Origin of the sequence: Streptomyces sp. NP-1717, from assembly GCF_022695985.1 — a bacterium.
Classification (GTDB): Bacteria; Actinomycetota; Actinomycetes; order Streptomycetales; family Streptomycetaceae; genus Streptomyces.
The window spans coordinates 1-10,589 of record NZ_JAAPBF010000247.1; the positions used below are offsets into that span (position 1 = coordinate 1).

A 10,589-nucleotide genomic window follows, 5' to 3' on the forward strand; every position below is an offset into this window, starting at 1 on the left:
GAGCGGCAGACCGGGTGCCACGAGCGGTACGACGCCGGGGTGCAGGCCCGTCGGGTCGTGGGCGTTCGCCCGGATCATCAGCACGGCGACGGCCGCGCCCGAGCCAGCGACCAGCCAGGCACGGACGCCCCACCGGTCGGGGCGGTAGCGCGTACGGACCGAACGGCGCCCGCCGAGCCGCAGACCGGCGAGCGCGGCGGCGAGCCCGATACCGAGGAGGGGCAGGCCGTACCCGGCGCCCTCGGCGGCGAGGAGCCCGTACGAGCCCGCGCAGACGCCCAGCAGGCCGCCGAGGGTCAGTGCGGTGGTGGTGCGGCGAACGGCGGGCGGTACGGCGGCCGTTCGGCCGTAACCGCGCGCGTCCATCGACGCGGCGACGGCGACGGACCGCTCCAACGCGCCCTCCAGGACCGGGAGTCCGATCTGGAGGATCGCCTTCACCCCGCCGGTCGGCCGGCCGCGCAGCCGGCGGGCGGTGCGCAGGCGCAGGACGTCGGCGACCATGTTCGGCGCGAAGGTCATGGCGACGACGACGGCGACACCGGCCTCGTACAGCGCGCCCGGCAGGGACTTGAGCAGCCTGGCCGGATTGGCGAGCGCGTTCGCGGCGCCCACGCAGATGAGGAGCGTGGCGAGCTTGGCGCCGTCGTACAGCGCGAACACCAACTGCTCGGCCGTCACCCGGCCCCCGATCCGGACGCCCTTCGCCCAGTCGGGCAGAGGCAGTTCGGGCAGGGTCACGATCAGGTGCGAGCCGGGGACCGGCGAGCCGAGGAAGGCCGAGAAGACGAGCCGGACGACGATGACGGCGAGACCGAGCTTGACGAAGGCCCCGTACGACCGGGCCCACGGCGCGTCGGTCCGCCGGGCGGCGACGACGTACCCGGCCACCGCGACGAGGAGCCCGAGCAGCAGTGGATTGGTGGTCCGCGAGGCGGCGACGGCCAGCCCGAGAGCCCACAACCACCACGCCCCGGCGTGCAGGGCGTTGCTACGGGTGGCCTGCGGCGCACGGAGGGAGCCCGCGCGGGTGTGCGCGGTGGCGCCGACGCCGCCCTCCGGGGGAGGGAGCGGTGCACGAAGGCCGCGTTTACGCGCGTTTGCGCGGTCGGACCCCGACGGCGCGGGGCCGACACCGGTGCCGGGGCGCCGGTCCCCGCCGGTGCCCGCGTGCCCGGCCGTGCCGGGGTGTGTGCCCGCGCCTGGTCCGGTTCGTTGTGTCGGGGCGTGCCTGTACCGGTGCCGGGCGGTGTCCGGGGTGTCGGCGGGCAGCGTGGTGGGGTCCTCCGGCGTGCCGGCTGCGTCGGCCGGATCAGCCGCGGCGACGGCGGGCCTGCCAGACGGCGGCCGTGGCCAGGGTGAGCACGGCCGCGGCTCCGGCGACGATGCCGAGCGACGGGGTGCCTCCCGCGTCGTCCACGTCCTCGTCGTTCTCGTCGTCCTTCGTGAGGCCGCCGGTGGCGCGGGAGGCGGTGGGGGCCGGGGACGCGTCCCCGCCGTCCGAGATCTGTTCGCCGCAGCCCGACTCCGGGTAGCCGGTGATCGCGCAGAGCAGCGCGGCGCTGTTGTAGCGCAGGGGCTTCGCCACCGCCGCGAGGGCGTCCGCGCTCGTCGCGTCGGCGTCGACGCGGGCGCACTCGGCGAGCGGCGCCGGCGGCTGCTCGCCGTCCGGGGCGTCCGCCTCCGTGCCGGGGTCGACGACCACCGCGATCCGCTTGGCGCCGCTCTTCGCGGGCGTCGACCCGCAGACGGCCGCGAAGTCCGGTGTCTCGCGCGGTTTCGCCGCGTCCTGGCTGTCCGCGCTGACCGCGAAGCGGAAACCGTTGACCGCGCCGTCGGCGGGGCGCGCGAGGGCCGGTCCCTGGGTGGCGTACGTCCACCGCGCGCCGTCGCTCTCCCAGAACGACCAGTAGCGGTAGCCCGCCGCGTGGGCCGTCCCCGTGCCCGGCACCGTCAGTGCCCCGGTGAACGCGAGCAGGACCGCGACCAGCGGGACGACCCGCCGGGCCCGTATCCGTACGCGTACGGGTGCCGCCCTCATGACCGGCGCCGCTTCGCCCGCACCACGAACAGCGCGCAGATGACGAGCGCGGCGAACGCCCCGACAGCCATCGTCCAGATGTTCCCGGACATGCTGTGCTTCTCCGCCTTCTGGTCCGCCAGCACCTTCTGCTGCTCGGCGGTCGTCAGCGGCTTGGGCCCGATCCACTTGGGCGCCGGGCCCGTCGCGTTCAGGGCCTTCACCAGGTCGGTGCCGCCGAACGTACGCGGGTCGGTGCTCGTCGTGTGCGCGGCGAAGATCAACTGGGCGTACGCGGCCGGACCGTTCTCCTTCGCCCACGCGGCCGAGTTCTTCTCCAGCCACTTCATCGGCGCCACCGCCTGCTTGCCGTATCCGGCGGTCGTCAGCGCGACGACGGCGTCCGCCGTGTTGCCGTGGTCCGGCAGCGGCGCCGAGTCGTCGGCGCCGGGCATGGGCGGCTGGTCCAGGTGGCCGGTCTTGGCGAGCGCCTTCACCAGATACGACGCGCCGTTGCGCGCCGCGCGCTCCGGGGTGAGCGGGTGCAGATCCTGGCAGACGGGCCCGGGGCCGGGCTCGACGCCCGTCGTGACCATGCGCTTCCCGATCCCGCCCAGCAGACCGGCGGCCGTGGCGTCCGCGTTGGGGAGCAGTTTGCCGGACTTGTCCGGCTGGTACGCGAACGCGCCGCCGCCCTCCTTCGCGTCGCAGGGGATCGCGAAGCTGCTCAGCGCCTGGTACGGGGACCTGCCCTCGGTCGAGAGCCGCGTGCCCACCGGGGCGCCTCCGGCGGCCAGTGCTCCTATCACCAACCCCGTGGAGTTGGCGTCACTGGGCGCGCCCGCGCTGTATCCCCAGCCGCCGTCCTTGTTCTGCACGGAGGCCAGCCAGCTCATGCCGTTGTTCATGGCGTCCGGATAGGTGGTCAGCGCGGCCAGTATCTGCACGGCGGCGGCCGTGGAGTTGGTGTCGACGACGGTCGTCGCGTCGCACGGCTTCGTGGTGTCGGGCCGGTACGCCGGGAAGGCACCGCTGTCGCACTGCTGGCCGAGCAGCCAGGCGACGGCGGAGTCGGCGGGCATGACGTTCACGGCGCGCTGCGCCAGCATGGCGAGCGACTGGCGCCAGACACCGTCGTACGTCGGGTCCGTCGTGCCGTACATCCCGGCGGGGAGCTCGGCCGGCGGACCGGCGGGGGTCCCCTCGTCGGCGGTGACATCGGCCGGGGAAGCCGGAGACGCCGGGACGGCCGGGGCCGCGGAGGCCGCGGAGGGGACGGCGGTCACGCTCAGGACGGCGGCCGCGGCGAGCGCTGCTGCGCCGCGCGCCACGTGGCGGCGAACGGTGGTCATGGCGGGTGGGCCTCTCCTGCGTGTACGCGTGAACGCGGGAACCGGGCAGGCACGCTGAGGCACCAGGCTCGGCTCCGTATGCCTCGACGGTGCCGGCCACCGGGGGTTTCCGGTGGCGCGAGCCGGTCACGTCCGCGTCCGGGGTGTTCCGACTCACCGCCGGTGAGGGCGGCTCACGGTTGCGGGTCAGTGCCGGATTCGCACCGGCTTCCCCCCGTACGGGCATGATGACGACGCGCTCACTCTACCGGCCCCTTTTCCGCGGCCCCGGACGCCGCCGCCGGTGCCGTGCCCGGACAGGTCCGCCGGGGCGGTCCCGGCGGAGTCCACCCTTCCGCCGGGACAGCCGAGACCGCCGGGGCCGGCAGAGACGACGGTGGTCACGTTCAGCACGGCGACGGCGCCGCGCGCCCCGGCGGGCCGGACCGGTCCCGGTCGGGGGGCGGGCCGGCGCCGAACCCGTCCCGCGACCGGGGGCACGCGTCCCCTGACGCCCCGTCATCGATCATGCGCACCCGCCGACTCCGGCCGCGCCGCACGGGCCGGCCGTGGTGCGAATCACCCGGGCCGCCCCTCTGCGCGGCGCTACCTGCCGGTAGATTCGAGGCGCGCCGTGCCCTCCCGTCCCCCGGGCGGGAACTTGTTCCGGATTGACGCGAGCGGTTACGCTCCGCCGAAAGTGAAGTGAGAAGTGAGGGCCGAGAGTGACCGCTGAGGCCGTAGAGGCGGGTACCCCCGCAGGGCCCGCAGGCACCTCCGCGGCGGCGGACCGGCCGCTGCGGATCGCGCTCCTCACCTACAAGGGCAACCCCTACTGCGGCGGTCAGGGCGTCTACGTACGGCACCTCTCCCGTGAGCTCGCCCGCCTCGGGCACAGCGTCGAGGTCATCGGCGCCCAGCCCTACCCCGTACTCGACGAGGGCGTCCCGCTCACCGAGCTCGGCAGTCTCGACCTCTACCGGCAGCCCGACCCGTTCCGGACGCCGAAGCGCGGCGAGTACCGCGACTGGATCGACGGACTCGAAGTCGCCACCATGTGGACCGGCGGCTTCCCCGAACCGCTGACCTTCTCGCTGCGCGCCCGCCGCCATCTGGCCGCCCGCCGGGGCGAGTTCGACGTCGTCCACGACAACCAGACCCTCGGCTACGGGCTCCTCGGCGACCTCGGCGCCCCGCTCGTCACCACCATCCACCACCCCATCACCGTCGACCGGCAGTTGGAGATCGACGCCGCCGACGGACGGCGCGCCCGCGCCTCCGTACGGCGCTGGTACGGCTTCACCCGCATGCAGAAGCGCGTCGCGCGCCGGCTGCCGGCCGTGGTCACCGTCTCCGGCAGTTCGAAGCAGGAGATCACCGACCACCTCGGAGTGCGGCCCGAGCGCATCAGGGTCGTCCCGATCGGCGCCGACACCCGGCTGTTCTCGCCGGACCCCGCCGTCCCCGAGATACCGGGCCGGATCGTCACCACCTCCAGCGCCGACGTGCCGCTGAAGGGGCTCATACATCTGGTCGAGGCGCTGGCGAAGCTCCGTACGTCGAACCCGTCGGCCCATCTCGTCGTCGTCGGCAAACGCGCCGAGGACGGGCCCGTCCATCTGGCCATCGAGCGGTACGGGCTCGGAGACGCCGTCCAGTTCGTCAAGGGCATCTCCGACGCCGAACTCGTCGACCTCGTGCGCGGCGCGCAGATCGCGTGCGTGCCGTCCCTGTACGAGGGCTTCTCACTGCCCGCCGCCGAGGCCATGGCCACCGGCACCCCGCTGGTCGCCACCACCGGCGGCGCGATCCCCGAGGTGGCGGGGGCCGACGGCGAGAGCTGTCTGGCCGTGCCGCCCGGCGACGCGGACGCCCTGGCCGCCGCGCTCGACAGGCTGCTCGGCGACCGGGAGTTGCGCGAGCGGCTCGGCGCCGCGGGGCGCGAGCGGGTGCTGCGCCGCTTCACCTGGGCGCGCGCCGCCGAGGGCACCGTCGAGCTGTACCGCGCGGCCGTCGCCGCCCACGCCAGAGCGGCCCGCTGATGCGGGCCTCCGCCCGGCGCCGGCACCGTCTCCTTCCCCCGGCCCGCTGACCGACGTTCCGACCGACCCCGACCGGCCCTCCGCACCCCCACCCCGACCGCGAAAGCAGGAACTCGTGCTGACCGTGGACTTCTCCCGTTTCCCGCTCGCCGCCGGCGACCGGGTGCTCGATCTGGGGTGCGGCGCCGGCCGGCACGCCTTCGAGTGCTACCGGCGCGGCGCGCAGGTCGTGGCCCTCGACCGGAACGGTGCGGAGATCCGCGAGGTCGCCACCTGGTTCGCCGCGATGAAGGAGGCGGGCGAGGCGCCACCCGGCGCCACCGCCACCGCGATGGAGGGCGACGCGCTGAACCTCCCCTTCCCCGACGCGTCCTTCGATGTCGTGATCATCTCCGAGGTCATGGAGCACATCCCCGACGACAAGGGCGTACTCGCCGAGATGGTCCGCGTCCTGCGGCCCGGCGGCCGGATCGCCGTCACCGTGCCCCGTTACGGCCCCGAGAAGGTCTGCTGGACGCTCTCCGACGCGTACCACGAGGTCGAGGGCGGCCACATCCGTATCTACAAGGCCGACCAACTCCTCGACCGGATACGGGAGGCCGGACTCCGGCCCTACGGCACCCACCACGCGCACGCCCTGCACTCGCCGTACTGGTGGCTCAAGTGCGCCTTCGGCGTGGACAACGACCGCGCGCTGCCCGTCCGCGCGTACCACAAGCTCCTCGTCTGGGACATCATGAAGAAGCCCTTCGCGACGCGCTTCGCCGAGCAGCTGCTCAACCCGGTCGTCGGCAAGAGCTTCGTCGCCTACGCCACCAAGCCGCACTTGCCGACGGCGGAGGGCAAGTGACCTTGCCCGGTCGCGGCCCCGACCGTACCGAACACCTCGTCCTGCCCGGTGTCCTGACGGCGGCTCAGGCCGACGAGACCGTCGCCGGCATCCTCGCCGTCCAGCGTTCCGACGGCGCCATCCCCTGGTTCCGCGGACACCACCTAGACCCGTGGGACCACACCGAGGCCGCCATGGCTCTCGACGCGTCCGGCGAGCACGAGGCGGCGGCGCGCGCCTACGAGTGGCTGGCCCGGCACCAGAACGAGGACGGGTCCTGGTACGCCGCGTACGACGACGGCGAGGCCGCACGGCCCACCGACCTGAGCCGCGAGACCAACTTCTGCGCCTATCCCGCCGTCGGCGTCTGGCACCACTACCTGGCCACCGGCGACGAGGGATTCCTCGACCGGATGTGGCCCGTCGTGTACGCCGCCGTCGAGTTCGTCCTCGAACTCCAGCGGCCCGGCGGGCAGATCGGCTGGAAGCGCGAGGCGGACGGCACCGCCGTGAACGACGCACTGCTGACCGGCAGTTCGTCCGTGCACCAGGCGCTGCGCTGCGCGCTCGCGATCGCCGAGGAACGTGAGGAGCCCCAGCCAGGCTGGGAGCTGGCGGCCGGATCACTCGCGCACGCGATCCGTGAGCACCCCGAGCGGTTCCTCGACAAGAGCCGCTACTCGATGGACTGGTACTACCCCGTCCTCGGCGGGGCGATGACCGGAGAGCGGGCGAAGGCCCGGATCGAGGAGGGCTGGAACCGCTTCGTCGTCCCGGAACTCGGGGTGCGCTGCGTACTGCCCAACCCGTGGGTGACCGGCGGCGAGAGCTGCGAACTCGCCCTGGCGCTGTGGGTGGTGGGCGAGTCCGACCGGGCGCTGGACGTACTCCAGTCCATCGGGCATCTGCGCGCGGACGGCGGAATGTACTGGACGGGGTATGTCTTCGAGGGTGAGAAGGCCGTCTGGCCCGAGGAGTTGACGAGCTGGACGGCCGCCTCACTGCTGCTGGCCGTGGCCGCTCTCGGGGGGGACGAGGCGACCACGGCGGTCTTCAGCGGTGAGAGGCTGCCGTCCGGGCTTGAGCCGGACTGCTGCGAACGGGCGGGTTGAGGGCGGTACTTGACGCGACGACGCGGCGACGCGACGTCAGCTCCGACGGAGCCGGCCGGCGATCGCATGGCCGATGAACAGGTACACCACGGCCGCCAGACCGTACCCGCACACCACCCGTGCCCATGCCTCGTCGAAGGTGAACAGGTCGTATGACCAGCCGGCGAGCCAGCGTGCCGCGTCCTGGACGAAGTTCACCAGGTCGTTGGCGCGGTTGGCGTCCAACAGGTACATCAAAATCCACAGGCCCAAGATGAAGGCCATGACATCCGCGATCACTATGAGGATCGTGGCTGCTGCGCTGCTTCCACTGCGTTGACGTGTGGCCATGACGTCCGTGTTGCCGCTCCTGAGCGGGTGAAACCCTCGTCCCGGCGACCGGCTGTCGTCGGGTGCACGCCGACGGCCCCCGCCCGGGGAGGGCGAGGGGCCGCGGTGGTGCGTGGTGCGGTGGTGCGTGTTCAGTGACGCGTGTGCGTGGTGCGTGGCTCAGCCGCGCTGGATGCCGGTCGTGTCCTGAAGCAGACCACGACGGCCGTCCTGCGTCTGGGCGATCAGGCCCGGACCGCGCTGCTCGACGGCCAAGTACCAGGTACCCGGAGCGAGTTCGGCGATCGGGGACGGCGAGCCGTCCTCGCCGTACAGGGGACGGGCCACCGGCACGGCGAACCAGAACGGTTCGAAGTTGCCGCCGGACGAGCCGTCCTGCTTCGGACCCGGCGCCCCCGGCTGCCCGCCCTGCGAGGGCTGACCCGGACCCGGCTGGCCCGGCTGCGGCTGGCCGCCACCGTACGCCGGCTGGGGCTGACCCGGCTGGCCGCCGTACGGCTGCTGCTGGGCGCCCGGGTAGCCGTAACCCTGGCCGGGGTTGCCCTGCTGGCCGTACGGCGAGGCGACCTGCGGCCTCGGGGCCCCGACGAGGGGCGCCTTGAGCGCGGGAACGAGCGGGGTGGCCAGGGCGCCGGCGGCGAGCACGATCGTGGAGAGCAGGCCGAGGATCATGCCGGCGCCCGCGTCATCCGCGTCGATGATGGTCCAGAAAGCGGTCCACAGGGCGAAGACGGTCAGGGCGACGCCGAACTGGCCGAGGTCGAGACCTGCCACCTTGCGGCCCGGCATGGCGCGTCCGACGACGATGAGCGCAGCGCCGATGATGCCGGCGATGAACATGCTCATCAGAAGACCGAGTGCGTCCCAGGCGTTCGGGCTGTTGAAGCCCGAACAGTCGACACCTTGCGGGCAGTCGATGCCGGCCAGGTCGAGGAACGAGGCGATGAACAGCACCACCGCTGCTCCGATCACCACGCCATCGCCTCGAGTGAGGGAGCGGATGTTCACGTTGAAAAGTCCTTCGTAGGTCGTCTCGTCGGGGCGGTCGCCACCGTCGCGGGGCGACGGCGAGGGGTGCGAAGCTCGGGGGCGGCTCCTTATCGTACGGATAAATCTATCGTCTGCCCGAGCGGGGCGTCTCCTCGGTTCCGGGCCACCTCAGCAGAGGACCACGGCAGGCCCTCCCACGGTTGCGGGAAGGCGCGACAAAGAATGGATCGCGGTCTTTTCGTTGTGAATCCGTTGCCATTTCCGGCTGTTCGGAGGTGTTACCCGGCGTTTTCGCACGCGCTTCCCCGCGTTCGGCTATCGGCCGGGGCTAACGGGCGCGGCTATCGCTTCAGGAAACTGCTGATCCCGTCCGCCATTCCCTGCGCCGCCTTCTGCCGCCAGTCGGCGCTCGTCAGCAGGGCGATGTCCTTCGAGTCACGCATGTTGCCGCACTCGACGAAGACCTTGGGCACGGTCGAGAGATTCAGCCCGCCGAGGTCGTCACGCACATCAAGTCCCGTACCCCCGCCGAGATAATTGGACGGAGCGCTTCCGGTCGTGCGTACGAAATTGCCCGCGACGCGTTCGCCGAGATCGCGCGAGGGAGCCACGATCTTCGAGGTGTCGGCCCCGCCCGACTTCACCAGTGCGGGAAGGATGACATGGAAGCCGCGGTTGCCCGGAGCGGAGCCGTCCGCGTGGATGGAGATGACCGCGTCCGCACCGGCCTTGTTGCCGATTTCCGCGCGCTCGTCCACACACGGTCCCCATGCGCGGTCGTTCTCGTGTGTGAGTTTCACCGTCGCTCCCTCTTTACGGAGGAGAGTGCGGAGGCGCTGTGAAACATCGGCGGTGAATTCGGCTTCCGTGTAACCGGAGTTGCCCGCGGTGCCCGTGGTGTCGCATTCCTTGCGATTGGTTCCGATGTCCACGAGTTTGTTGATCTCGGTTGTGTGCTTGAAGTTGCCGGGGTTGTGCCCGGGGTCGATGACGACCGTCCGGCCCGCGAGCGGCCCGTCGCCGGGAGCGGGCAGCGCGTCACCCGGAGCGGCGTCGTCGTCGCCGGACGCCGACTTCGACGTCGAGCCGGACGGCCTCGGCTCCGGTCCGGACGAACCCGGCCGCTGCGACGGGTCCGCCGAGGCGGACGCGCTCGCGCCCTGCGCGGGGAGCCCGGCCGGACCCCCGTCGTCGGACCCGCCGGTGGCCTGCCAGATCAGCCAGCCGGCGAAGGCGCCCGGCACCACGGCCGCGGCGGCGAGGGTGAGCGAGAGCCGCGAGAGGGGGCGGCGTCGGGCGGGGAGGTGGCTTTCGTCGTACGACACCCGGCGATGCTAGTCCGTGAGGGACGGAGCGTCAGGTTCCCGCCCCGGTACGTCGCAGGACCCGCAGAGACTCGTGCGCCGAGACCTCGGCGAACGCGCCGGACGCCAGCGCGCGCCGCCACACCCGGTACGGGGCCTGGCCGCCGTCCGCCGGGTCGGGGAACACGTCGTGCACGACCAGCAGCCCGCCCTCGGCGAGATGCGGTACCCAGCCCTCGTAGTCACCGTTCGCGTGCTCGTCGGTGTGGCCGCCGTCGATGAACACCAGGCCGAGCGGGCCGCCCCAGACGGCGGCCACCTGCGGGGAGCGCCCGACGATCGCCACGACATGGTCCTCCAGACCGGCCGCGTGGAGCGTGCGGCGGAAGGACGGCAGCGTGTCCATACGGCCGACCTCGGGGTCGACCAGCGACGGGTCGTGGTACTCCCAGCCGGGCTGCTGCTCCTCGCTGCCGCGGTGGTGGTCGACGGTGAGCGCCGTGACACCGGCGGCGCGGGCCGCGTCGGCGAGCAGGACGGTGGAACGGCCGCAGTACGTGCCGACTTCGAGCAACGGCAGTCCGAGGGCGGCGGCCTCGGTGGCGGCGGCGTACAGGGCGAGGCCCTCACC

Annotated in this window: 10 protein-coding genes and 1 riboswitch; of the genes, 3 read left to right on the top strand and 7 right to left on the bottom strand. The window is 72.8% G+C overall.

Going from position 1 to position 10,589, the window contains the following annotated elements:
• The 3 genes from GXP76_RS30750 to GXP76_RS30760 form a co-directional block, all read right to left on the bottom strand.
• The coding region (locus tag GXP76_RS30750) for an energy-coupling factor transporter transmembrane protein EcfT (protein WP_242574908.1) at positions 1-984 on the bottom strand (984 nt) is incomplete at its 3' end.
• Between the two features lie 328 nt (positions 985-1,312).
• Positions 1,313-2,041, bottom strand: a complete 729-nt coding sequence (locus GXP76_RS30755; RefSeq protein WP_242574899.1) for an SCO2322 family protein — start codon at positions 2,039-2,041, stop codon at positions 1,313-1,315.
• Entirely contained in the window at positions 2,038-3,372 is a 1,335-nt protein-coding gene (locus GXP76_RS30760; RefSeq protein WP_242574900.1) for a prenyltransferase/squalene oxidase repeat-containing protein, read from the bottom strand. Before GXP76_RS30760 ends, GXP76_RS30755 begins: the two co-directional genes overlap by 4 nt.
• Before the next feature lie 141 nt (positions 3,373-3,513).
• Positions 3,514-3,586, bottom strand: a riboswitch (cobalamin riboswitch).
• A gap of 490 nt (positions 3,587-4,076) precedes the next feature.
• Here GXP76_RS30760 and GXP76_RS30765 point away from each other — a divergent pair.
• From GXP76_RS30765 to GXP76_RS30775, 3 genes are all read left to right on the top strand, one after another.
• A complete protein-coding gene (locus GXP76_RS30765; RefSeq protein ID WP_242574901.1) occupies positions 4,077-5,393 on the top strand; it encodes a glycosyltransferase family 4 protein in 1,317 nt (438 codons plus the stop codon).
• 115 nt (positions 5,394-5,508) lie between these two features.
• Positions 5,509-6,243, top strand: a complete 735-nt coding sequence (locus GXP76_RS30770; RefSeq protein ID WP_242574902.1) for a class I SAM-dependent methyltransferase — start codon at positions 5,509-5,511, stop codon at positions 6,241-6,243.
• Between the two features lie 2 nt (positions 6,244-6,245).
• Positions 6,246-7,334: a prenyltransferase gene (locus GXP76_RS30775; protein ID WP_277994008.1), complete on the top strand. Its 1,089-nt coding sequence runs from the start codon at positions 6,246-6,248 to the stop codon at positions 7,332-7,334.
• A gap of 36 nt (positions 7,335-7,370) precedes the next feature.
• On the opposite strand, the gene GXP76_RS30780 is transcribed toward GXP76_RS30775, so the two are convergent.
• The 4 genes from GXP76_RS30780 to GXP76_RS30795 all read right to left on the bottom strand — a co-directional run.
• The gene (locus tag GXP76_RS30780; protein WP_242574904.1) at positions 7,371-7,664 is read right to left on the bottom strand and encodes a hypothetical protein; all 294 of its coding nucleotides are present in this window, start codon (positions 7,662-7,664) and stop codon (positions 7,371-7,373) included.
• Between the two features lie 159 nt (positions 7,665-7,823).
• Positions 7,824-8,672: a hypothetical protein gene (locus tag GXP76_RS30785; RefSeq protein WP_242574905.1), complete on the bottom strand. Its 849-nt coding sequence runs from the start codon at positions 8,670-8,672 to the stop codon at positions 7,824-7,826.
• 323 nt (positions 8,673-8,995) lie between these two features.
• Positions 8,996-9,979, bottom strand: a complete 984-nt coding sequence (locus tag GXP76_RS30790) for an N-acetylmuramoyl-L-alanine amidase (RefSeq protein WP_242574906.1) — start codon at positions 9,977-9,979, stop codon at positions 8,996-8,998.
• A 31-nt stretch (positions 9,980-10,010) separates the two neighbouring features.
• The coding region (locus tag GXP76_RS30795) for a class I SAM-dependent methyltransferase (RefSeq protein WP_242574907.1) at positions 10,011-10,589 on the bottom strand (579 nt) is incomplete at its 5' end.

Coding starts and splice junctions, on each gene's coding strand:
- GXP76_RS30760 (WP_242574900.1), bottom strand. CDS start 3,372: ATGACCACCGTTCGCCGCCACGTGGCGCGCGGCGCAGCAGCGCTCGCC.
- GXP76_RS30780 (WP_242574904.1), bottom strand. CDS start 7,664: ATGGCCACACGTCAACGCAGTGGAAGCAGCGCAGCAGCCACGATCCTC.
- GXP76_RS30755 (WP_242574899.1), bottom strand. CDS start 2,041: ATGAGGGCGGCACCCGTACGCGTACGGATACGGGCCCGGCGGGTCGTC.